At 30.0% G+C, this 24,430-nt stretch carries 24 protein-coding genes; 21 read left to right on the top strand and 3 right to left on the bottom strand.

Annotated elements, in window-relative coordinates; genetic code table 11:
* Nucleotides 1–443 precede the first annotated feature (443 nt).
* Genes DMC01_RS08985 through DMC01_RS09000 form a run of 4 tightly spaced genes read left to right on the top strand, consistent with a single transcriptional unit; the run spans nucleotide 444 to nucleotide 4,325 of the window.
* Nucleotides 444–1,418, top strand: a complete 975-nt coding sequence (locus DMC01_RS08985; protein ID WP_142693897.1) for a hypothetical protein — start codon at nucleotides 444–446, stop codon at nucleotides 1,416–1,418.
* Entirely contained in the window at nucleotides 1,418–2,512 is a 1,095-nt protein-coding gene (locus DMC01_RS08990; RefSeq protein WP_142693898.1) for a hypothetical protein, read from the top strand. The genes DMC01_RS08985 and DMC01_RS08990 overlap by 1 nt, the downstream gene beginning before the upstream one ends.
* A gap of 12 nt (nucleotides 2,513–2,524) precedes the next feature.
* Entirely contained in the window at nucleotides 2,525–3,511 is a 987-nt protein-coding gene (locus DMC01_RS08995; protein ID WP_142693899.1) for a TrbJ/VirB5 family protein, read from the top strand.
* A gap of 10 nt (nucleotides 3,512–3,521) precedes the next feature.
* A complete protein-coding gene (locus DMC01_RS09000; protein ID WP_142693900.1) occupies nucleotides 3,522–4,325 on the top strand; it encodes a TrbM/KikA/MpfK family conjugal transfer protein in 804 nt (267 codons plus the stop codon).
* Nucleotides 4,326–4,344: 19 nt separating this feature from the next.
* Here the strand turns inward: DMC01_RS09000 and DMC01_RS09005 are convergent, their stop codons facing one another.
* Nucleotides 4,345–4,632: a hypothetical protein gene (locus tag DMC01_RS09005; protein ID WP_142693901.1), complete on the bottom strand. Its 288-nt coding sequence runs from the start codon at nucleotides 4,630–4,632 to the stop codon at nucleotides 4,345–4,347.
* 171 nt (nucleotides 4,633–4,803) lie between these two features.
* Entirely contained in the window at nucleotides 4,804–5,319 is a 516-nt protein-coding gene (locus DMC01_RS09010) for an AAA family ATPase (RefSeq protein WP_142693902.1), read from the bottom strand.
* A 164-nt stretch (nucleotides 5,320–5,483) separates the two neighbouring features.
* On the opposite strand from DMC01_RS09010, the gene DMC01_RS09015 reads away from it, so the two are divergent.
* A complete protein-coding gene (locus DMC01_RS09015; RefSeq protein WP_142693903.1) occupies nucleotides 5,484–5,816 on the top strand; it encodes a hypothetical protein in 333 nt (110 codons plus the stop codon).
* A 1,362-nt stretch (nucleotides 5,817–7,178) separates the two neighbouring features.
* Here DMC01_RS09015 and DMC01_RS09020 read toward each other — a convergent pair.
* Nucleotides 7,179–9,026 (bottom strand): relaxase/mobilization nuclease domain-containing protein, encoded by a 1,848-nt coding sequence (locus DMC01_RS09020; protein ID WP_142693904.1) that lies wholly within the window; start codon nucleotides 9,024–9,026, stop codon nucleotides 7,179–7,181.
* A gap of 724 nt (nucleotides 9,027–9,750) precedes the next feature.
* Between DMC01_RS09020 and DMC01_RS09025 the strand changes: the two genes are divergently transcribed.
* The 16 genes from DMC01_RS09025 to DMC01_RS09095 all read left to right on the top strand — a co-directional run bounded on the left by DMC01_RS09025 (nucleotide 9,751) and on the right by DMC01_RS09095 (nucleotide 24,364).
* Complete coding sequence (locus tag DMC01_RS09025) at nucleotides 9,751–10,062, top strand: hypothetical protein (RefSeq protein WP_142693905.1); 312 nt, start codon at nucleotides 9,751–9,753, stop codon at nucleotides 10,060–10,062.
* A 12-nt stretch (nucleotides 10,063–10,074) separates the two neighbouring features.
* A complete protein-coding gene (locus DMC01_RS09030) occupies nucleotides 10,075–10,317 on the top strand; it encodes a VirB3 family type IV secretion system protein (protein WP_142693906.1) in 243 nt (80 codons plus the stop codon).
* Between the two features lie 92 nt (nucleotides 10,318–10,409).
* On the top strand, nucleotides 10,410–12,725 hold the full coding sequence (locus DMC01_RS09035) for a VirB4 family type IV secretion/conjugal transfer ATPase (RefSeq protein ID WP_185908843.1): 2,316 nt from the start codon (nucleotides 10,410–10,412) through the stop codon (nucleotides 12,723–12,725).
* Nucleotides 12,722–12,859, top strand: a complete 138-nt coding sequence (locus DMC01_RS13595) for a hypothetical protein (RefSeq protein WP_185908844.1) — start codon at nucleotides 12,722–12,724, stop codon at nucleotides 12,857–12,859. The genes DMC01_RS09035 and DMC01_RS13595 overlap by 4 nt, the downstream gene beginning before the upstream one ends.
* Before the next feature lie 2 nt (nucleotides 12,860–12,861).
* The gene (locus DMC01_RS09040) at nucleotides 12,862–13,554 is read left to right on the top strand and encodes a VirB8 family type IV secretion system protein (protein WP_246059153.1); all 693 of its coding nucleotides are present in this window, start codon (nucleotides 12,862–12,864) and stop codon (nucleotides 13,552–13,554) included.
* The gene (locus DMC01_RS09045; protein ID WP_142693908.1) at nucleotides 13,554–14,945 is read left to right on the top strand and encodes a TrbG/VirB9 family P-type conjugative transfer protein; all 1,392 of its coding nucleotides are present in this window, start codon (nucleotides 13,554–13,556) and stop codon (nucleotides 14,943–14,945) included. The genes DMC01_RS09040 and DMC01_RS09045 overlap by 1 nt, the downstream gene beginning before the upstream one ends.
* Nucleotides 14,942–16,942, top strand: a complete 2,001-nt coding sequence (locus DMC01_RS15220; RefSeq protein ID WP_246059154.1) for a DNA type IV secretion system protein ComB10 — start codon at nucleotides 14,942–14,944, stop codon at nucleotides 16,940–16,942. Before DMC01_RS09045 ends, DMC01_RS15220 begins: the two co-directional genes overlap by 4 nt.
* Before the next feature lie 13 nt (nucleotides 16,943–16,955).
* Nucleotides 16,956–17,168, top strand: a complete 213-nt coding sequence (locus DMC01_RS09055; RefSeq protein WP_142693909.1) for a hypothetical protein — start codon at nucleotides 16,956–16,958, stop codon at nucleotides 17,166–17,168.
* Nucleotides 17,165–17,362 carry a hypothetical protein gene (locus DMC01_RS09060; protein WP_142693910.1) on the top strand — a complete coding sequence of 66 codons (198 nt, stop codon included), beginning with the start codon at nucleotides 17,165–17,167 and terminating at the stop codon, nucleotides 17,360–17,362. Before DMC01_RS09055 ends, DMC01_RS09060 begins: the two co-directional genes overlap by 4 nt.
* The gene (locus tag DMC01_RS09065) at nucleotides 17,359–17,622 is read left to right on the top strand and encodes a hypothetical protein (protein WP_142693911.1); all 264 of its coding nucleotides are present in this window, start codon (nucleotides 17,359–17,361) and stop codon (nucleotides 17,620–17,622) included. Before DMC01_RS09060 ends, DMC01_RS09065 begins: the two co-directional genes overlap by 4 nt.
* Complete coding sequence (locus tag DMC01_RS09070; RefSeq protein ID WP_142693912.1) at nucleotides 17,615–18,565, top strand: ATPase, T2SS/T4P/T4SS family; 951 nt, start codon at nucleotides 17,615–17,617, stop codon at nucleotides 18,563–18,565. Before DMC01_RS09065 ends, DMC01_RS09070 begins: the two co-directional genes overlap by 8 nt.
* The gene (locus DMC01_RS09075; RefSeq protein WP_142693913.1) at nucleotides 18,562–18,939 is read left to right on the top strand and encodes a plasmid mobilization protein; all 378 of its coding nucleotides are present in this window, start codon (nucleotides 18,562–18,564) and stop codon (nucleotides 18,937–18,939) included. The genes DMC01_RS09070 and DMC01_RS09075 overlap by 4 nt, the downstream gene beginning before the upstream one ends.
* On the top strand, nucleotides 18,936–20,924 hold the full coding sequence (locus DMC01_RS09080) for a type IV secretory system conjugative DNA transfer family protein (RefSeq protein ID WP_142693914.1): 1,989 nt from the start codon (nucleotides 18,936–18,938) through the stop codon (nucleotides 20,922–20,924). Before DMC01_RS09075 ends, DMC01_RS09080 begins: the two co-directional genes overlap by 4 nt.
* Before the next feature lie 77 nt (nucleotides 20,925–21,001).
* Complete coding sequence (locus tag DMC01_RS09085) at nucleotides 21,002–21,181, top strand: hypothetical protein (protein ID WP_142693915.1); 180 nt, start codon at nucleotides 21,002–21,004, stop codon at nucleotides 21,179–21,181.
* Between the two features lie 92 nt (nucleotides 21,182–21,273).
* Entirely contained in the window at nucleotides 21,274–22,206 is a 933-nt protein-coding gene (locus tag DMC01_RS09090; RefSeq protein ID WP_142693916.1) for an ArdC-like ssDNA-binding domain-containing protein, read from the top strand.
* A 190-nt stretch (nucleotides 22,207–22,396) separates the two neighbouring features.
* Nucleotides 22,397–24,364, top strand: a complete 1,968-nt coding sequence (locus tag DMC01_RS09095; protein WP_142693917.1) for a type IA DNA topoisomerase — start codon at nucleotides 22,397–22,399, stop codon at nucleotides 24,362–24,364.
* Nucleotides 24,365–24,430: the final 66 nt, after the last annotated feature.

The following is a 24,430-nucleotide window of genomic DNA, read 5'->3' on the forward strand; positions in this document are numbered from 1 at the left end:
AATTCACAAATTTTGCAAAATTCAAAAATTGAAAATTCAAATGCTGAATTTACCCACCCCCACCCAACGGGTTGCAAGCCTTGCGAAGCAAAAACCCCCTCCGCAAGGGAGTATTTGTGCCAAGTTAAAGTAGTGGTAAAAAGGGGTGTTGCGTAGCTTACTTGACACATTTTTTACCTTTTTAATGTGGCAATTTTAACAAAATAAAACTTATGTTTGACTTAAAAGACAAAAATACCCAACATAAAAGCCCCGCAAAACGCTATTTTATGGACTTTAAAAAAATTAAAAAACTTTTTTCAAAGCTTTATACTTTTTTTGTCTTTAAAAATTACTTTCTTAATATATAGCGTTTTGCGGGGCTTTTTTTAACATAAAAAAAACAAGATTTTTTTCACAAAAAATGCTATTTTATGAAATTAAATTTATGAAAGGCTAAAAAAATGGACGAAAAAAATGAAAATCCACAAGAAAGTGGAACAAATAAAGAGGCTAACAAAGAAACTAAAGAACAAGAAAATTCACAAGAAAACGAAATAGAAGAAGATAGAACCTTTACAAATTTTGAACAAGAAATGATGTATGAAAGCTCTTTAAAAGAATATGATGAATTTATTAAGGGCAATAAGGATTTAAACGAATTGCACAAAAATAGAGAATTAAATGATAATTTAGGTGAAGCCTTAAATAAAAATGCCAAAGAAATCGCAGACAAAGAAGAAGAAATTCAAAAGAAACAAAAGCTACTTGATGAACAAGCAAAGGCAAACAACAAAGAAGCTAAATTCAGTGGCGATGACATAGAACAAGAAGACCCTCTTGCAAAAGAAAAACAAGAATTGCAAAATCTTAAAGAAAAGGCTATGGCTTTAAAAGAACAAAAGGATAAATGCGAGGAAGATATATCCCAAAGTGTAGGAAGAATTGCCTCAGCACAGGATGTATATGAGGTGTATAAAAACCTCATTAATATCTACAAAAGAATGAAAGAATCCTCAAATATAGAAAAAAACCGAAAATTCAACAAAGAAAAGATGAAAGAGCTTGAAAATAAAATAAACTCTTATACCAAGAAAATGAATGAAGTGCTTAAACAAGTTGGAATGACAAAAGAAGGTAAAGAACTTTGCAATATGCTCACAAAAGACATATACGAAGCTCAAAAAGAATCAAAGAAAAATCATCAAAACCTTGTAAAACAAGCAACATACTACAAGGAATTAAGAAAGCTTATGAAAGATAGAAACACTACTTTGAATTTAGACAAAAACACAAGCCTAATCCAAAAAATCTATAAAAATATAATGAATGAAACACCTGAATTTCAACATAACTATCCTAATATGTTTAAGGAAATAACAAAAATTATCAATGGTAAAGAACAAACACAAGAACAAAATAGAGGAAGGAGTGTGTAATGAAAAATGAAGAATTTTTTAAAAAATTAAAAGAAAACTTTTACACAGAAAATAGAAACTATGACGATTTAGAACTTTGCCTCGATGATAGAAACATAAAAGAATTTATCAAATTTTGCAATAGTAATATAGAAAATATAAATCTAAACAGTAAAAATTCATTTCTTAATGATTATTTAGTAACATTTGAATTTTCAGCTGAAAATCTTAATATGACTATCAAAGAAAGCCTAATGAGAGCAGATTTTGAAAAAAAATATGAAATCGATGGAGTGAAAAGTGTTTTACAAGTTTTAAAAGAAGAAAACATTAACGAAGATATTAATATAAAAGAACTTGCAGATAAGGTATATGCAATCGTTGAAAAATCATATGTAGATGAATGTATAAAAGATATTCCATACAAAATATCTCATATAGAAAAAATACAAAAAGAAATAAACAAGTGTAAAGAACAAAAAATAGATTACGCACAAACATATTTAGATGAAGTTAAATTTAACAATAAAATAGAAGAGCTAACATATCAAAAAAACCAAACAATATCTAGTCTTTCTACTCAAATATACGATGCTAAACAAAGAGAAAAAAGAAAAACAGCAACAAATGAATATCTAAAAACAGAAGATGAATTTTTTAACTATCCACAAGAAGAAAGAGATAAAAGTTACCAAAAATTAATCAATTCACAAGAATATAAAAACTTTCAATTAATGGCAATATCACAAAATAGAGATTTTTACCACGATTATGAAAAACCATTAGAAATAACAATATCAAAATTAGAAAAAGAATGCAGCATATTAATAAAAGCAGCTGAAATTTTTAATAAAGAATACAAAACAAACCTCACAGAAGCTAATGAATACTTGCTCAATAGAATATTAAAACAACAAGAACAAATCAATACAATTTTAAACAAAGAGTATTTACCTAAAATGAAATCATTAAACGAAAATTATCTAAGCAAAAATAATATAGACTTAAAACAAATGCCAATACTCAAACACCTAGACATAAACCAAAACCCAATCATTCAAAAAACCATTCAAACAATGAATAAAATTCAACAAACTCAACAAAACACAAGATAGAAAGGACTCACAATGAAAAACACAAAAAAATTCACACAAAAAGCTATTTTAGCGGTATTTGCAAGTGGAATTTTAGTTAATAATTCCCTTGCCTCAGGCATACCTACCATAGATGTAGGCTCTTTAACTCAAAGCATTCTATCCTACCAAGAAAGCTTACAGTCAAATATGCACCTCTTGCAACAATATCAAAACCAAGTCAAGCAAATGAGCGAACAAGGTATAGGGATAAGCTGGAATCAAATCTTAGGACAAACAAAGACCCTAATTGATAGCACCTTAAACAATCTTAACACCAAAATACCAGAAGACACTTTCCAAGAAACAGCAGACATTACCAATGTATGCTCCTTTTTAGAGCAAAACTCTAAGTATTTTAAAGAAACAATCAACAAGGTAGATAAAAAGCTTTCAAATAAGATTAATGCGTGTATAACCACAGCAAACTCAGACGCTATCTTAAAAACCATAAAAGAATTGCAAGAACAAAGAGATAAACTAAGCGTAGAGACAGAGCTTCAAAAAAGAACAGATTTAGAACATAAAATCAGTATGCTAGAACAAGCTCAAAGATTTTTAAATCAACAAGCCAACAATCAAAAAAGTGCCAAGCTCTTAACTATGTATGATAACTACTTAGAAGGCGATACAAGTAATCCTTATTCAAGGGCTAAATTTGATGAGGATTTAAAAACCTTAGCCAATCAACTTTCACGAGAAAATAACACCAAACAATCAACAGCACTTACAAACACTATGCTTTTAAAGCTTTTAGAAATCACTCAAAAGCAATACGAGCTATCTTTAAACATAGCAAGTATGAACGCTAATGAAAAAAAAGCCTCTCAATCAAATACCTACAATACTGAATCTTTTAAACAAGATACACCTAAGGTAGTAAAAAGAGAGGAGCTAGACAGCATTAAAAGCTTTGCTGAAAACTTTGAACCAGCTCAAATGAATGAATATGGCTTTCCAGCCTTTGTAACAATAGAATAAAGGATAAACAATGAAAAAAATCTATCTCAATCTTATAATAGCTCTAAGTATTTTTACAAGCGGGGCTCTTGCAGATGAAGCTATGGATGCGTGTGGAGCTTTGCTTTGTATTTTAGGAGGACAAACAAAGGGTGAGTGTAAAAAATACTATGAGAAATACCTTGCTGTAAAAGATTATAAAAATCCAGCTAATACCTTTAAAAAGAGACAAGACTTTTTAAAACTTTGTCCAACACAAGAAGCCAATAATGTAGCAAGTAGTGCAGGTATATCAGGTTCTTATGAAGTAGTTGATTTAAACGAGGGTATAAAAAGTGCGGCTATGCTTGACGGTGAATGCACTGAGGCTGAATTAAATAGGGTTGAAAGAAGAATTATAGGGTATGAAAATGTTATGGGAAAAGACCCTGATAATAACCAAGATATGATATATCAAAAAGAAATACGAGGCATTAGAGTCAATCCTCAAATAACCAATGCTTGCTCTGTTTTAACTAATGGCAAATACTCTACGAAAAAGGTTACTTACACTTGTCCTACAAGTGAATTTTACACCATAGATGAATGGAATAAAGGCTTTAAAGGTGTTAAAATTTCAAAGGCTGAATATTATAAATTAGAAAATAGTAAAAAATTCACAAAGGAAGTGGCTATTATAGATAATGGCACTTTTAGCACCGCAAAAACTTATAATAGCTTACCACAAGATGAAAAAGGACGGTATGATAGAGTAGAAGATAGATATTATAAAAAAGAATTTTACAGGAAAGAACCTGTTAATTACACTTGCTGGAAAGTAGAAGATAACTTTTAATAAGGGGTTTTTTAGCCCCTTATTTCACTCCAAATAATTTAACCACTATATAAGCATTCATAGGCAAATTAGCGTTTTTAGCCCTTAATCTAAGCTCATCTTTTTGCTCTTTTGTAAGATAAAGCATTAAAGACTCTCTTTTATCCTCATCATTTTTTAAAGGACGACCTGATTTTTTTTGATTCTCATCTTTTTTGACGCCTCTACCGCCTTTATTTAGCTCTTGTAGATTCTTAGGCATTTCATTTGTATCTATGCTCTCATCATCAACAAAGGCAAATTTCTTTTTATCTTTTAAAACCGACATTTTAAGCTCCTTTTTTTATCTTTGTTTTATTGTTAGCAAAGCTCACAAAATCCTTGAAAAAAGCCTCAAATTCTTTTAAGGCATTGTCATTTTTCTTTGCAAACTCAATCACGCCCATACCATTTGAAAAGGCATTTCTATAAAGCTCCCTTTCATAAAGAACGGCTGAGCTTATTTTAAGTCCTCAATCTTTTTGTCCTCAATATACTCTTTTAAAGCCTTAATCTTATCTTTTAAGGCTGGATTAGGTGAAGCCTTAGAAATGACAATAAAAGCCTTTAAATCCCTCTTAAAATGCTTGTATTGACTATAAAGCTTTATCATTTTGTTTAACACCGCTATGTCAATATCACTTGGCAAGGTAGGAATGATTAAAATATCACTGATTGAAAGTGCCTCTCTCATCTCATCACAGTCTCTACCTGCTGTGTCAATGATTAAAGACTTGTATTTGTTTTGCAAAAGGCTTATTTGAGATGAAAGGCTATCTCCAAAGACATTAACGCAGTTAAAGCCTAAAGGGATTTCTTTTTTAACCCTAATGTCATTAAAAACCCTAATGCTGTTTTGTGGGTCTGAATCCACAAGCAAAAGGTCCTCATTCATAGAAAAAAGCTTGATAGCAAGGTTAATGGCTATGTTGCTCTTTCCACTTCCCCCCTTTTCATTAGCTATTGTAACAATCATAAAAACTCCTTTTTTTACTAATTTAAAATTATTAAAAAAATTATATAAAAAAATGATTAACAAAAGACTTAAAATAATTTTTTTCTTTTAAAAAAATATTTTTATATTAACTAAAATAAGATAAAATAACCTTGTTTAAAAATATGAAAAAAGGACAACAAAGAATGAAAGTAGCATACAATGCAAAATTAAGCAAAGAAGAGTTTAAAGAGCTTTTAAAGAAGAATGGGTTTGAGGGTTATAGAGAATTAGCTCAAATTTTAAATATAAGCTTTAATACCATAAAAGTATGGGTTTATAAGAATAGATTTCCTATTTATACTCAGGGCTTAGTTAAACAAGCAGCAAAGATTAAAAAAATGCAAGAGTTAAACAAAAACAATGATTGTGAAATAAGTCAAGCAACACTACAAAAACTCAAACAAGAAAATGAAAGATTGAAAAAAGAATTAGAATTTTTAAATTGCGTAAAAAAGCTTTATCTAAAAAACAAATAAAAACGCCCTCAAATCCCTAAAATATCAATATTCACTTCAAAAAATGTAACACGCTCTATCATAATTAAAGCCATAATGATAGAAAATCGTTGAATTGTTAATGCTCATTTACAATCTCGTTTAAAATTGAAAAAATGGTAAATAAAATGAAACATTGTCTATCAAATAGCTATATTAAATGAGAGTATGTTTCGTCATTTTGCGGAAATTTTGATTACTTAAAAAGTAGCTAAAAATCAAAGATAAAAATTAAGAATAAAGTTTTTTAGTATATTTAAGCTACTTAAAAATAACTTAAGAAGTATTCATATGCTTATAAATCGATTAATTTAAGATTTCTCTAAGCCGCAAAATGACGAAACATTATCTTAATATTAGCTTAAATTAAAAAAAACTTAAACCCTATTTTATAGGCATTTGCTAAAAAGCTATTTAATAAATATTTATAAAACTTCCGCAAAATGACGAAACATAGTCCGCAAAATGACGAAACATTGTTTTATTTTAAAAATCTCTCAAAGTATGATTGTATAGGCTTGTAACGAGATTTCTTAAAAAAAATGCTCATACCTATTAAAAAAAATGAAGAACAGTAAATTTTAAAAGGGGGGAGAAATTAATTATTAAAATTTATTTACTTGATTATTAAGCAAGAATATTATTTAATTTATATTTCTTTAATTTATTAATTCTTTATAATATGTGCAAAAAAGAAAAAAAAGAATTTTTTGATTAAAAGCAAAGTATTTATTTATCATTGTTTGATTTAGTTTTGTTTGTTTAAATATTCTTTTATCAATAGCTTTAAAAAGTTTTTGTTTAAGAAAGTATTTATTTATAAGCATTCAGTCTTTTTTGTTTTTTTATTTTATTGTGTTTTCATTCTTTGAAAGTTTAATTAAAAGCAAAGTATTTATTTATCATTGTTTGATTTAGTTTTGTTTGTTTAAATATTCTTTTATCAATAGCTTTAAAAAGTTTTTGTTTAAGAAAGTATTTATTTATAAGCATTCAGTCTTTTTTGTTTTTTTATTTTATTGTGTTTTCATTCTTTGAAAGTTTGTTGATTAGTTAAACTATGATAAACTCTTATTTTGATTTATTTATTGAAAAATGTTTAAACTTGTTTGTTGCTTTTTTTGTCTTTTTCATTGTAAATTGTAATTTTAGATTTAATCAGTTTTTAAAAATCAATTTTAAGCTATCTAGGAAGCTCATAAATCGATTTTATTTTTTTGTTAATATCATTTATCCTCTTTGATTGTTTTTGTTAAAAATAGACCCCTCATTTTTAATTTTTGTTTTTTAGTTTGAATTTAAGAATTTTAGGCAATTCTTAATTTTTGCTTAAAAGGCTTTATATTACAGACTTCTTTGATTTTCATTTGTTTGTGTGGTTGTTTTGTGTTTATGTGGCTCTTTCTTGTTTTCTTGTGGTGTTTTTGTTTCTTGTTTGTTGCCACCGCCACTACTATAAGTTTCACTTGCATTTATCTTTGGCTCATCTTTTTTGTCTATGACAAGCTCATAAAGCCTTTCTATATCTTTGTCATTCTTTTTGTCTAAAAACTTACTTGTTATTTCAAATTCTTTGACATTGTAGCTTTTGAGTTTGTTTTCCTCTTTTTTTCTTTCTAATTCTTTTTGCAAGAGTAAAAATCTTTGATGAATTAAATCAAGCACGAAGTTTTTATTTTCCTCCAATCTTTGTATGTAGCCATTATAAAACAAATTAGCCTCATCTATTTCCTCACCTGTATGTGTAATGCTATGTCTCATTGCTTCTTCTTTGCCTTTAAGCAAGAATAAGTTTTTTTCTAAATCCTTGTAAGCTCTTGTGAGTGCAAAAGCATTGTTTTTCTTTCCTAGAACTGAACTTGTTAAGATTGAAGCTTTGATTCTTTCTTTTAAAATTTCATTTGTAGAGTTTTCACTTAACAATATTTCATTTTGTATATCTTTAATCTTTAAATTAAGCTCACTCTTTGTTAAAATCTTTCTTTCAAGGTTATTTGTGATAAAGTCTAGGTATTTTTTCTTTTCAATAAGAGAGGAAAATTCTTTATCCTGCTCTTGCTCGAACCAATATTTTTCTTTTTGTATTCTTCTTATGTGCATTTGTAAAACTAAACTTTCTCTATATAGGGTTTTTACTTCTTTTGATTTATCTTTAATCAATGCGTAATTATTTTTTAATTCATCAACCATAGCATTAAATCTTTTACTCCAAGTTTTATCAAAGTTTTTATTTTCTATATTTGATTTTCTTTCACTATCTAACTCGCTTAATTTTTCTTTGCACTCCTCGACCTTTGCTCTTAATAAATCTATATCTTTTAAAAACATTTCGCATTTTTTATCTTTTAGCTTATATTTTCTCTCTAAATTTAGCTCCATTTTGTTATATTCTTTATAAACATTGAAGTTTTTTTCAAAATTATCAAGTCTCACTCTTTTTGCTTTATATGCTAATTCATTTTCTATCTTGTAATGATTGACATAGTTTTTAAGACCGTTTGCTTTTAAGGCAAGAGCAAAATCATTTCTTAATTGATTAAAAAAAGGCTTAAACTCAGCATTGTTTAAATGAAACTTTTGTTTATTGATGATATTATTTTTATTCAACAAAACATGTGCATGCAGTTTATTTTGATGAGTGTGTATAACGATTGCGTATTTATAGAGAAAAAAGTTTTTTTGCATTACAGCTTCAACAGCTTTTTTTAAGCTCCTTTCAGGTGAGCCATACTCAGTTATATCCTCGTTAATACAAAAGGCTAAGTGCATAACCTCTTTTGAGTTTTTTTTATGTGAAAAATCCTTACTCCACTCACTCATAATCTCATTTAAAGATTTTTCCTCACCGTCTTGATTGATTGCATAATCATTGCTTGAATTTCTTATGACATAAGAGAGGGCATTTTTTGCACCAAATCTATCTAAATTGCTTAAAGTTTTTATCACCACTTGTTTTGAATTACCCGTCCCCCAATATTGATTTTTTGGAGCATTTTTTTGTATAGCGTTGTAATTATTTAAAAAAGAGCCAACACTGATAAAATGATTACAGATTTCTCTAGGCTTATCAATGATGACTTTATTAGGCTTGATAAAGATTTTTTTAGATTTTAAGGGCTTAAAATCAAAAAACAAGGCTTCGTTTCTTTCTTTGTAAAGCTCTTTAATCTCCTCTTTTGAAAGTTGCAACAAACTTTTACCCCTTTTTTATAGATTTTTTATTTTGCAAAATTATATTTTAAAGCAAGTTTTTATGTCAATAGTAGCAAATATCTATATATCAATACTTGTGTATAAGTTGTGTAGCAGGATACGCAAAAACCCAATAGGTATTTTGCAGCAAAGCCCTACTACATAGTGCTTTAAAACAAAAAAACAAGGTTTTTTAAGATTTGAAAAATTAAATGCTTTTAACAAAGCAAATAATTTTTTTTAAAATTGAGTAAAATAAAAGCCTTATTTTTCATTTTTTTTGCTTGTCATATTTTCCTTAACTCAATGCAATATTTTATTTGACTTAACAGCAACTTTTGTTTTAAACTCAATGCAAAACTCATTTTTACTCAATGTAAAATTATCATTAAACACAAAAGCAATTTTTTATTTAAGGCAATGCAAAATCTCATTCACTTAATGTAAAATCTATTTTAAACTCAATGCAATAATTTTTTTAAAAAAATTTTTTTTATGTTGATTAACTTTTTAAAAATACCTAATAGAAAAACCCCGCAAAATACTACTACATAAAACTTTGAAAATCAAAGAACTTTTATATCATTTTAGCTTAAAATAAAATTAAATAAAATTACTTTCTTAATATATAGAGTTTTGCGGGGCTTTTTTTAACATAGATTTTATTTTACTCACAATATTTTTTTTCTTAAAATTACATAAAAATCTTTCAAAAGGAACGAAAATGAGTAATCATTTATCAAAGGCAAAAAATAAAATCCTTTTTTTATTTTTCTTGCTTTTCAATCAACTTGCATTTTGTGCTAATCCTCTTAGCGAATTAAAAGGAAAGGTCGATGCAGAGTTTAACTCCACAATGAAAACTATAATGGGGGTGGTTAATACTTTTTCAATCACTGTCGGCGTAGCGTGGGTTATCATTATGTTTGCATTTTACATAGGCAATGCAGAACGATTTAAAGAGAATATGAAAGCCTTTATAATCATTACGATTATTCTCTCTTTAATTTATGGTATATCAGCCGCGTATATGTAAAAGGAGCAAAAAATGTTAGAGACATATTGCCATAGAGAATTAACAAAAAAATCAAAGTTTTATGGACTGACTAATAATTCTTGGTTAGCTCTTGCCATTATAAGCGTTTTAACTTGGTTTATGTTAATTCTTTGGGCTATTCCTGTGGCAATTTTTCTCTACACTTTGCTTTGGCTTTTAGAGTATTTTGATGAGGATATTTACACCATTATAGGCTCTAAAAACAAAATCAAATCTACAAAATATTATGCTTAGGATTTACAAAAATGAAGAAATTTTTTAATGATTTTTTTGCTAATTTTAATTTTCAACCTAAAATTTATTCTATGGCACAAGAAAGTAACATTATGTGTAAATATGATGAATTTCTTATCACTACAAAGGATTTTAATCTTTGTATGGGGGTTAAATTAGAGGGACTTTCTTATGCAGCTGTTAATGAAGAAGAAGAGATTGAATTTGCACAAAAAAGAAATCGCTTTTTTGCAAGATTAAACGATGATATAGAAATGAATATTATCGCTAAAAAAGAAATTTTAGAAATAGAAAATGATACTTCAAGCATTAATAATTTTTATGCCAAAGAAATCATTGAAAAGTGGGAAAAAAAGATACAAGTGTATAAAACAAAATATTATTTAGTATTCTCAACAAAAACCAAAAGCATAGCAGGTTTTTTTGAAGGTGTAAAAGAAAAAACAACCACCGAGCAAGATAAAAACCAGCAAAAAACAAATTTAAAAACCGCCTTAAATCTTAAAGCTAAAAAGCTTTATGAGCTAAAAACAAATTTGCTCAGTGATTTAGCTGATTATAAGCCTGAACTCATCAATGCTGATGATTTACTCAATATATTTGCTACTTATGCAAATTGTCAAAAAACAAATCTCAAATATAGCCACAAGCTCATTACTGATTGTTATTTAACAAGCGATGTCGAATTTAAAAAAGACTATATTATTTTTCATAGAAATGTTACACAAGAAAAATATGCAAGATTCATAAGTATTAAATCTTATGAAACCGACAGCATTACTAGCCTTATATCCTCATACTTGCTCAATGAAAACCTTGAATTCACACTTTTTATACATTGTGAGAGCATAGCCAAAGAAAAGGCTATCAAAAAGGTTAAAGACATAAAAGCCTTTACACAAGATGCTTTTAAAATGGACTTAGAGTTTTACATACAAGAGCTAAAAAGTGAAAGAGAAAATATGATTTTAGTTTCTTATTCAGTGTTTTTAGAAGCTGATAGCTTAGATGAATTAAATCAAATAAGCGATTATATCAAAGGCTTACTTGAAAATCAAGGCGTAGTAGCCATTAAAGAAACACTTAATCAAAACCCTTTATTTTTCTCATTCTTTCCAAGTAGAGGCAATCTTAATGCAAGAATGCGAAGCTTACAAGGCAAAAATCTTGCCACACTTGCTACCTTTGAAAGCGATAATCTAGGCTTTAAAAAGAATGCGTGGGGCAATATGCCTATAACTACCTTTCAACATTTAAGTGGGGCACCGTTTTTATTTAATTTGCACGAACACGACAGAGTAGGTGCAGCAGGACATACTCTCATCATAGGCGGAACAGGCTATGGTAAAACCACCCTAATGCAGTTTTTGATGATGAATTTACTCAAATACAACATTAATATCTTTGCTATGGATAAGGCTCAGGGTATGTATAATTTTACCAACTATATAGGGGGTGAATACCACGATTTTAACGAGGAAAACACCGAAAATAGCTTTAAGCTTAATCCTTTTTCTTTATCCAATACCCCTGAAAATAATCTTTTTTTAAATACCTTTTTTTGCAAAATGGGCAATGTGGATGCTGAAAAAAGACCTGAGGAAATAGAGCTTGAAAAGCTTATAAAAATAACCATAGACCAGCTAAGAAGAACAGGAGTAGATAAAGAACATAATGATAAAATCGCTACTCTAAGCGAGTTTTATTCTAGCTTACATTATGCTAATGAACAAAACACCCTCATACACGAAAGATATGAAAAATACCTTAAAAGCTTTTTTGATAATGAAGAAGATGCCTTAAATTTTAAGAAACAATTATCCATTTTAAATATGGATACTATCTTAAAAGACCAAAAACTTTCCTCTTTAAGTGCTTTATATCTCTTTCACAAAGTGCAAAATATATCCAAAGAACAAAACAAAGGTTTTTTTATTTTTATTGATGAATTAAAGGATTATCTAAGAAAAGAAACTATGCTTGAAAACATACTTCAGTCCATACTTGAAATAAGAAAAATGGGCGGAGTGATGACTATGGGAGTGCAAAATTTAGATTTTTTTGAAACAGTAAAGAAAAACAATAGCTTTATGTCCTCAATGACTAATTTTATTATTTTTCCAACCTCAAATTCAAAATCGCTTGAAATTATGCAAAAAGAATTAAGACTTACAAATAGCGAAGTTGATTTTTTGAAAAATGCTCCAAAAGAATCAAGGCAAATTCTTTACAAACAAGCAACCATAAATCAATCGGCTATTTTAAGTGTTAATTTTGCAAGATTAGGCAATTATTTGAGGATTTTTTCAAGCGAAAGAGAGGATGTCAATCTTACCAAAAACTATAAAAAAGAATATCCAAACGAGTGGAGAGAAAGATATTTAAACTATAAAAAGGACGAAAAATGACAAAATATATTCTACTAGCATTAACAACTTTATTTTTAAGTGCTTGTAGCACGGCTAATAAAGCAAAACCTATTGATTATACAAGTCCTTGTGCTTGTTATGAAATCATAAAAATCACAAAGAACAAAGGCTAAAAATGACACAAAGTAATGATTCTATGACCTTTAATGATGAAAAAAAAGACCCTAACTTTATCTTTGCAATGGAAAGAAATTTAAGACAATATCTTTTTTTGCTCAACATTATTTTTGCCTTAATCATCATCGCTCTTATAGCTCTTTTAATTGTGATTATGCCATTAAAAGAAAAAGAACCTTACCTAGTGTTTTTTAGCGAACCACATACAAATTTCGTTAGAGTTGCACCAGCAAATTATGACATAAGAGGCGATGAAGCCTTACTTAAAGGCATAATTGCAGGGTATGTGAAAAAAAGAGAAACCATAAATAGAGTAGATGATATAGAAAGATATGAAGAAGTAAGGTTGCAAAGCATTCATAAAGTGTGGAATACTTTTGCAGCCTTAGTTTCTCAAAGTGGCAGTATATACTCTACTCAAAATATTTATAGAGAAATAAAAATCATCAACAGCTCAATTTTAAGCGAAAATGTAGCCACAGTTGATTTTATAGCCACTATCATACAAGAAGGAACAGGCGAAATGAAAAAAGACTTTAAAAGGTATAGAGCCACGCTCAAATATAATTTTAAAGAACAAAAGATTAATTTTGACAGCTTACCAAGCAATCCAACAGGCTTTATAGTTGATGAATATGCCTTAACAGAAGTAGATTTGCAAGGCTTAATACTAAATGAAGAAGTAGAATAATGGAAAATAATGAAAAAATCATAGATTATACAACACGCATTGTTTATATCATCATCATAAGCATTGTTATATCTTGTGTTTTTACAAGCTTTGCGTATTCGCTTACAGAAGAAGAAAAACTCAAACAAGCTCAACAACAAGCTCAAAGTATAATAAGACAAAGCGGAGGGGGAAATAGTGGTGAATCTATCTTTAAAGGAAAACAAGACAGGGATTCTACTATCAAAGACTTTGCAAACTCAAGCATAAAGATAACACCTAATCAAAACGAGATAAACTCTTATCAAAACCCACAATATCAAAACAATTACAATCAAGTAGCTAACAATATAGCCGAGCTTGATGAAAAGCAAATCGCACTTATTAAATCAGCAATGAGAAATAAAAATTTGCGTGCCGTGCAACAAAAATTTTTAAACAAAAACTATAAAGGCACTGAAAACACAGTCCAACACACCTACAAAGAAAACAAAACTCAAGTTATCAACACACGCTTTGCAATGGCTACTACTTTGATTTTTGAAAAAAATATTGACAGCTATATAGTAGGTGATAGCACAGGCTTTCAAGTAGAGGGCTTACCGAATATGAAAAACGCTCTTGCTATAAAACCTTTGTTAATAGGCATTGATACAAGTTTAACTGTTTTTACAAAAGACAATAAACTTCACACCTTTTTTGTCTATTCAACCGATTATAAATCAGTAAAAAATCCCAATCTTATTGTTTATATCAAAGAAGAGGAAAAGCCAAAAGCCCCTGAAAATGTAATCATTTATGATGAAAAAGATGAAGAGCTTAAAAATTATCTTATCATCAAAGAGGGCATAGCTGAAGTTAAGGTAAAAAAAGATGAAATCTATGAACAATACATTCAAAAATCACTTGAAAAAAACAAGTGGCTTATGGCTGAGGAAATCTTTAATGATAAACAATTTACCTATTTTAAATACGACAAAGACAAATTGCCTCAAATACCAGCAATCTTTACGGTAACTGATAGGCAAGATAGCCCTATTGAAACTCGTGTTATAGGTAATTATGTCATTGTTGAAACAGTTGCTCCAAAATTCACCATAAGAATAGGCGAAAGCTATGTTTGTGTGGAAAAATTAAGCCCTGAAAATCTTAAAAAGTTTTTTACCAATGAAGAGCTTAAAGAAATAAACCAAGAAGAAATTATAGAAAAATTTAAAAAGCCTGAACCTAAAACAAAGGTGCAAATCATAGACGGCTATGAAGTATCAAAATATGATGAATACGGCAATGAAAGAAAAGACATTGAGATTTTTCACGAGGAAAAAAATAGGGGCAAAGAACTTGATTTAAACCAGCTCTTTAATCTTAACAATAACTTAGGAAAAACCACCACAAAGGTTAATGGACAATGAAAGCAGTAAAAATCATTTTGCTCTTAGCTTTAACATTCTTTTTAACTTCTTGCTCTAGCGAACAAGAAGATAATAATGAAAGCTTAGCCTTACTTAATGAAGTATTGCAAAATGATAATAATGAAAGCAATAAAACACAAGACAGCAACGAAACCATTAACGCCTATGATAAATTGATACATTTTAAGTCAAAAGAAAAGGATTTAGAATATTTATTTGAAGACAGCAAATTCCCCGTAGATGATTATATAGCAATGGGTGGAAAGAAAAAACCAAGACAAAATGTTTATGAAGCTTTTAATAAATCTAAACAAGGAAATGAATCGGTTGATGATATAAAAAAGAAACAAGAAGCTGAATTTAGACGAAAAATGCAAGAGGAGCTATTAGCCAAAAGCGGAACGCATAAAGGAAATGTTATCCTTGATGAAAATGGTAACCCTATACTTGATGCTAATGGTAATCCTATGTATGAAAATATTATGTATGATGAATATGGAAATATGCTCTTAGACTGCAACGGCAATCCTATGTATAAGAACATAGTTTATGATAAGAAAAATTGTCCTATGTTTGATGAAAAGGGCAATGTGATTAAAAAAGAAAATATCTTAACGAATGAATTTAAAGGAAGTCCGCTACTTGATGAAAACGGCAATCCTAGACTTGATGCTAATGGTAATCCTATGTATGATAATGTCTATTATGATAAGGACGGAAAGCCTTTGTATGACAAAGACGGCAAAGTTTTACTCTTAAATGACCCTCTAAAAGGCAAAATGCTTTTAGATGAAAATGGTAACCCTATACTTGATGCTAATGGTAATCCTATGTATGATAATGTCTATTATGATAAGGACGGAAAGCCTTTGTATGACAAAGACGGCAAAGTTTTACTCTTAAATGACCCTCTAAAAGGCAAAATGCTTTTAGATGAAAATGGTAACCCTATACTTGATGCTAATGGTAATCCAAGATATGAAAATATTATGTATGATGAAAATGGTTACCCTATCTTAGACTGCAACGGCAATCCTATGTTAAAAACTCTTCTTTATGATAGCAACAAATGCCCTTTATATGATGAAAACGGCAATCCTATTTACAAAAATCAAGCTCAAGCTCAAAATCAAGCCCTTGCTAAAGAAAAAGAAGAGCTTAAAAGGCTTATTGAAGAGCAAAAAAGACTCAATCAACAAATGAAAAATAACATAAATCAAGCAGGTGCAAATGCAGGTGCTAATGGTGGCTATCCTTATAATCTTAAAAGTATTATAAGAGATTCTATCTTAGCGGATAGAGGCAATACCAACATAGCCTTTTCAAATCCTAGCTCAAGGTATGGAGTAGATAGCTTTTCAAATCAAAAAAATGTAGATGAAGCTACACACGAACACAAACTTTTAAGAACTTTAAGAGCAGGTAGATTAATACCAGCCTTGCTTACTACTGCTATAAGTAGCGACATTGAGGGACCTGTTACAGCCATTGTAGAACAAGATATTTATGCCTCTATGGGCAAAGCGGTTTTAATCCCTAGAGGCTCAAAGGTTATAGGATTTTATCAAAACGATAACAAGATAGGACAAGACAGATTATCTATCACTTGGAGAGAGATTATAACACCACAAGGCGTTAATATCTTGCTCACAAATGCTATCACAAGTGATAATATGGGTATGAGCGGGGCTTATGGTAATGTCAATAATAAATACTTTGATAGGTATGGAATACCTTATGGAATATCCACTTTAAGCAATGTTTTATTACTTGCCATAGCCTCTAAAGCAGACGGTAATGTTTATACTCAAAGCATATATGACCAATCAAGTAAAGATGTAAGCACACTTGTAGAAAGCATTATAGAACAACAAGGACAAATCAAACCGACAATAGAAATTAAGGCAGGAAGTAGAATTTTCATAACGCCCTCAGCACATATATGGTTTCCAAAACCACAAAATAATGAAGTGTTAGCTGAATTCTACAACGACTAAGAAAGGATAAAAAATGAGTGAAGAAAAAATCAAAGAGGAAACGAGCGAATTAAGCTCAACAGAAGTGGCGAAAAAGCAAGGAAGCCCTTTTATTAAAACCCTTAGACTAGGCTTTTTTAAAATATGCCAAATTTTAATTAAGGGCTTAATCGCATTTTCTAAAACAATGGAAAATAAAGTTTTACCAAAGATTGAAGAAACCATTAAAAAGGAAGAAACACAATGAACAATCAAAGCAAATACACCAAATTTGACTTAAAAGCCTTGCAAGAGCTTTTAAGCAAGAAATACCAAGAAATAGGAATGCTAATAAACAATCAATTTAATTTAGAAAGAAAAAAGAATGAATTAAATAGTGATATTAGCGAGTTAAGGAAAGAAATATCAAGGAAAAACCAAAACACAAAGGATAAACAATGAGCAATGCAAAAGAATTTCAAACCCAACTTAAAGAAGCGTTTTCTTTAAATCCAACTTCATCTTTAAAGGAAAAAACGCTCAATAAGCTAAAAATAGAGACTGACAAATTGCAAAAAGAGTATGCCTCTATTGAAAAGAAAAAAGAAGTGCTTGAAAACAAGCTCAGACAACATATAGAAAATATCAAAAATATTGATGAATATATAAAGAGCAAGACAAGCAAAACCAAAAAGAAAGAAGCACAAGAAGTCAATGATTAAGTATAACGAAAATATCAATATGATTTTAGCTCACAAGCTAAGAATACTTGATTCTTATTTAAGGCTAGAGGCAAACGAGCTTATATTTAACCGTCCTAAAGAACTTTATGTGGATAGAGGCGATGAGTGGGAGCTTATTAAAGATGAAAGATTAGATTATGAGTTTTTAAATGACTTTATCACTCAACTAGCCACACTAAGAAGACAAAAATTCAATGAGAAAAACCCAGCTCTTTCTTGTGAATTGCCAAGTCCTTATGACAGATACAGAGTCCAAGCTCAACACAAAGCTTCACTATTTAATAGCGACATAATGCTTTGTATAAGAATACCAAACAAACAACAATTTGAATTAGAAAGCTTTGAATTAAGCGATAAGGTAAAAAGCTATGGTTGGGATTATGAAAAGATAAGAAATCTCATAAGAAACAAGAAAAATGTGCTTATAAGCGGCGGCACAGGCAGTGGCAAAACAAGTTTTTTAAACTCCTTAATGAAAGAAGTAAATATCAATGAAAGAGTGGTTACTATTGAAGACTCAAACGAGCTTCACATACTCAATCCAAACAAAACACAACTTGCCGTGCCTAAAAACACAAATGAAATTTATGGTTATCAAGACGCTATCAATAACGCCGTGAGATTAAGACCTGATAGGTTATTTTTAGGTGAAATTGACATAAGGAATACTTTTAGCTTTTTGCGTGTAAATAACACAGGACACGAAGGAAATTTAAGCACCCTACACGCAAATAATCCAAAAGATGCCATAAAAGCCATTATCACAAATATAACCTTAGGGGGTGATTTAAAAAACCCTGATAACAATATGCTAAAAGAATTAATTACAACAGCTATTGATTATATTATACAAATAAAAAGAATGAATAAAAAGAGGATAATTACTGACATTTTACATTTAAAAGGAGCTGAAAACCTATGAAAGCAAAAAATGAAAAAACCATAACAATTTATATGCACAAAAATGAATATGATATATTAGAAAACAATGTTAAAAAAATGAAAATATCTAAGTCATCTTATATTAGAGAACTCATTTTAAATACTAATTATTTAAATGATAGAAACAACTTTATTTTATATTTAGAAAATAATAAATTACTATTAGAAAACATATATAGAATAGGCTCAAATATCAATCAAATAGCACATTATTTAAATATGGGCATAAACATAAAAAATAAAGACATTGATGAAAGATTACAAGAACTTGAAACACTTTTAAAAGATTACAAAAATTTTTTTATAAATGATATGAAAAAAATCAAACTCACAACAAAAAGGACTTCAAAATGAACAACAAAATCACAGGCAAAAGGTGGCTCTTGCTCTTATTTTTATCCCTTTTTGCAGGAGTTATCACTTATTTATTACTCGTTAAATTTGTTTTTAAACCAGACTTTAAAGAACTTTTGAATGTAGCGTGGCTTATCTTAAACAATATAGGACACCCAGCAATGAAATTTAAAGCCTATGTGTGTTTATTGTTTTTAGTCTTTCCTACTTTATTTATCATTATATGGTGGTTAATGCACTCACATAAAGAAATGGAAGAATATGGAAACGCAGAATTTGCAAATCTTAATAACCCTGAAACTTGGGAAAAAATGGATTTAAGCAAAGATAAAGGCTTAATGCTTGGTTGCTTAGTGAAAAAAAGATTATTTAGAAAAGAAAAAAGAACTTTCATAAGGGCAACAAGACCCCTTGCTTGTATGGTAGTAGCTCCACCAGGAACAGGTAAAACAGCAAGTATTGCCTTACCAAATCTTTTTTCAATAGAAAACTCTTGTGTAGTGCTTGACATTAAGGGCGAACTTTATGATAAAACAGCAGGGTATAGACAGCAAAAGTTTAACAATAGAATTTTACGTTTTTCACCCTTTAGTGATGATAACACTATGTTTTTTAATCCCTTTGATAATATAGCCATTAAGGACTTAAATTTCATTTTAAGAATGAAACTTGCCGAACAAATAGCAAGCACCATTTTTGTAGGTGAAAAAGGAAAAGAAACAGACCATTGGCTAGTTTCTGCTAAGACCTTATTTACCTATTTTGCACTTTATAATATGCAAAAATATAATCACACCACCTTAGCCGACTTAGCACAAGCTCACAAGAAAGACTATTATAACGAGCTTAAAGGCGATTTTTTAAAAGAAGCGTGTGAAGAAGATGAATACACAGGAGAATTAACAAGAAATTATGATAAAGACACCTTTAAAATCTTTTTAAAACAAGTAAGCCACGATGAAGAAGTAGATGAGCTTATAAGAAATCAGTTTCGCTCGTGGAATGCAACGCCCGAACAAGAATTTGGCAGTATAAAATCAACCTATGATACCTATATGAAAATCTTTGCTAATCCTCAAGTTTCCAAGTCAGTTTCTAAAATGAGCTTTAACTATGATGATTTAAGAAATGAAAAAATCACTCTTTATGTGGTTATTGATAGTGGGGATATTGAAGTTTTAGCACCTTTGGTAAGAATATTAATAGAAAGCTTGTTTAAATATCTAATGACAAAGGAAAACTCAGACCCTAACAAGTTTATCTATTTTATCCTTGATGAATTTGTGCGTTTTGGAAAAATGCCTTATTTGCTTGAAGCTCCTGCACTTTGTCGCTCTTATGGACTAGTGCCTATTTATATCACTCAAAGCTACGAGCAGATTAAAAAATATTATGGTGATGATGACCAAAAGATTATTAGGGCAAACTCAGCCTATCAAGTGATATTTAGAATGAACAGCCCTGATGATGCCAAAATTTTAAGTGAAACAGTAGGGGATTTTACAAGGCAAAAAATCTCACAAAGCAAAGGCAACCTTGATATGTTTAAAAGAAATGATAGCGTATCTAATGAGGGCTATAAGCTTATCACCACACAAGATATTTTATCTAACCCAGCCGACCAAATTTACATATTAATCGGCGGATATTATAACCGCCCTATTAAAGCAAAGGTGAATATGTGGTTTAAGAACCCTGAGTGGAAAGGAGCAGATAAAATACCACTCAAAATAGAAGAAGAAAACAAAGATGAAGTAGAAAATAAAGAAGAAAGTAAAAACGATGAAGAAACTCAAAACAATCAAACGCAAGAAAATGATAGCACCAATGAAAGCAGTGAAGAAACAACTTCGCAAAATGAAAACAAAGAGGAACAACAAGAAGAAAAAGCCAACAATGAAAATTATGAAAGCAAAGAAGAACCAAAGGATATAAACGGATTTAAAAGCAGTGGCTTTAGTGGCTTTAGGGCTAGAAAATTATAATTTTTAGCCACTTAAGGATTATTTTGTGTAATTTTTAAGTGGCTAAATTAGCCAAATACTCAAAGAAAGGAAGTCTTATGGACAATAAGAACTTGACCGCACTAGAACTTGAAATACTTAAAGCAAAAAATGCTTTAAGCTCAGCAGAAGTGGCTGAAATGGACGACTTTTCTATAAAGCTTAAAGGCGATGAAATCATCAATTTTAACGACTGTATAGATTTATATGCCGATGAACACGACACGCCTAATGAATAGCGTTGAATGTCAATCTAAGCCACAAGTTGTAAGTTTTAATGAAGAAGTTTTAACTTACCTAACAATTATGTAACAATTAGAAAGGAACTACAATGAATGCAGATAACTTGATAAATAGCATAAAAAATGCTACTAATTCAATGTTAAAAATGGGTGCAGATTTTAATAATTTGCAAAAACAATCACAACAAACAGCTTTAAGTGATTATAAAGCGTGGGAGGATAAAACCAACGCCGAAAGAATCGACTCAATAGCTGAGTATCAAAGTAGGATTATTAACAGGGTTTTTGGAGTAGCTAAAGAGCAAAACAATAGAGACCTTGTATTTTGGCAAAAAGAGCAAAGCTCACAAGAACTTGACAAAAATATTCCCTACAACGGTGCAACAGGTAAGCCTTACACAAACCTAGATAACATTCTTATGAGAAGTGTAATGGCAATAGAAAATTACCAAGAGCCTATCTTTATGACAATGAGACAAGCCAACATTATGGGCGGTGTGCTTAAAAAAACAGGCAACACAACTCGCAATGGCAAGGAAGAATATGTCAAAGGCATAAAGGTAGTGCAAGTGAAGACAAAGGAATTTGTCCCTGAACTTGACGCAAATGGTAACAAGCAATATGAACCCGCATTCAAAAACGGACAGCCCGTTATGAAAAAAGACGGCACACAAGCTATGAATGTCAAGGGGCAAACAAGAGAATTGAAAGAACCTATGTTTGAAAGCGTAACGCTCTACAATGTGGCACAATTTGATAATCTTGACAGGACAAAACTCAAAGAGCTAGATATGGAATCTCTAAACAAAAATAGAGAGATACTAGGAAAAAACGCTCAAGCTGAAAAACAATTTGATTTCAAATACAAATCGCTTGAGGGTAAGCTCTTGCCAGAAACCTTAAAGAATTTAAGGGATTTCACAAAAGCGACCCAAACAGGTATGGACTTCAAGCCTATCATCATAAAAAAGGAAGCAAAAAAAGAGTATGTCCAAAACAAAGAACAAGGTATGAACAGATAGTGCAATAAAGTTTAAAATCCAAAGGTTTCCTTAACCTTTGGGTATTAAAATAATAATTTTAAACTATTCTTTTAATAGTTTAAAAATATTATTTAATGTTTTAAATAATATGATAAATATATTTATTTGATATATTTTAAACATTATTTTAAAATCTTAAATAATATAAAAAAATATAAAGGAAAAAGCGATGAGCGAAAGTATTATTATTATAGAAAGCCCTAATAAGCGAGAGAAAATTCAAAAAATTACAGGCTTTGATACCTATGCAACCATAGGGCATTTTAAAACATTAACAAAAAACTTTATCACAAATTATGAAAACTATGAATCAGAGTTTGATTTTAAAGATGAAGATGCAAAAAAAAGAATGAACTCTATCTTTTCAAAATGCGTTGATAAAGAAGTCATTATCGCCACAGACCCTGATAGAGAGGGCTATGCCATAGGTTATTTGTTTTACCAAATGATTAAAAACAAGGCAAAAAGCATTAAGAGGGCAGAATTTCACGAGATTACCGAAAGTGGTATTAAAAAAGGCTTAGAAAATGCAGTGCCTTTTACGAACACAAATTTTAAAGAATTTGAAGCCTTTAAGGCAAGGGCTGTAGGAGATAAGCTTGTAGGCTTTATTTTAAGCCCTAAATATATGAATTTAGCAGGAGATAAAAATGTCAGCATAGGCAGAGTGCAAAGCCCAGCTTTAAATCTTATAGTCAGTAAAGATGAAGAGATACAAGCCTTTAATGCCTTAAAAGAAGAGGAAAAAGTCTCTTACAAGGCAAGGGCTAAATGTCAAATCAATGATATTGAATTCAGTATAGACAGCAAAAAAATTTTAAAAGATAAAACTGAATTTCAAGGCTTTTTAGACTTTTTAAATCAATCAAAAGAAGCCATTTTTACTCAAATGCAAAAAAATGAAAGCAAGAAAAGCCCCGCAAAGCCCTTTAGAACAAGTCAGTTACAAGAAAAGGCAAATCAAGTTTTAGGTTTTGCACCTGATGAAACTATGCTTTTGGCTCAAAATCTCTTTGAAAATGGGCTTATCACTTATACAAGAACGGACTCAAACGCTTTAAGCGAGGACTTTTTAAACGAGGTTGAAAACGCTCTTAAAGATAAGGAATACTATCAAAGAAGAGTGTATAAAGCAGGTGAGCAAAGCCAAGCCGATGCACACGAAGCTATAAGGATAACACATATACACGAATTCAGTGAAATTGACAATATCTTTACAAAGGCAAACAACGAAAACGCAAAGTTAAATGATAAACATAAGAAACTTTACGAGCTGATTTATAAAAACTCCATTTGCTCACAAGCAAAGGATAAAATTACTGAAATAAACACCTTTGAATTTACAATTAACGGGGCTTTATTTACAACAAGCACTAAAAAAACGCTTTATAAAGGCTTTGAAAGCATATTTAATGAAGAAGAGGAAGAAAGCGATGAAAACGAGCAAGAAAGCTCACAAAATAACAATGTCGATTTAAGCAGCTTACAAGTTAATGATAAGGCTACTATTCTCAGTATAGAAAGCATAGAAGTGAAAAAATCCGCTCCAAGCCCTTATAAAGAAAGCTCTTTTATATCTTTACTTGAAAAAGAGGGCATAGGACGACCAAGCACCTATGCAAGTTTTTTGCCTACACTGCTTAAAAGGCAGTATGTAGAACTTAAAGCAAAAGGCAAAAACAAGCTCATAATGCCTACTGCAAAAGGCATTCAAGTCATTAAATTGCTAAGAGAAAAAGATGAATGGATAATACAAAGCGAATACACAAAGCTTATGGAAGATTTGCTTGATTCAATCACAAAAGGCGAAATAGGATATATAGACTTCATAAAGCCTTTGCATTCAAAGATGAACTTTGAAAAGATAAATAACGCAGGAAGTGAAGCCTCTCAAAAGCAAATTGAATTAGTTGAAAAGCTTTGCAAAGAACAAGGCAAGGAAGTGCCTACTGAAATTTTTAACGACTTTGCTAAAACAAAGGCTTTTATAGACGAGTTAATAAAAGCAAGTCAAACAAACAAAGCACCAAGCGAAAAGCAAATATCTTTTGCTGAAAACTTAGCTCAAAAGAACAATGTAGAATTACCACAAGATTATAAAACAAGGCGATTGATACTTTTAGCTAAAATTTTATAGGATTTTTTCTAATCAATTTTAACAAAATTTTATACAAATTTTCATTCTTAACTTTAACATTATATC

Source organism: Campylobacter troglodytis (genome assembly GCF_006864425.1).
GTDB classification, from domain to species: domain Bacteria; phylum Campylobacterota; class Campylobacteria; order Campylobacterales; family Campylobacteraceae; genus Campylobacter_D; species Campylobacter_D troglodytis.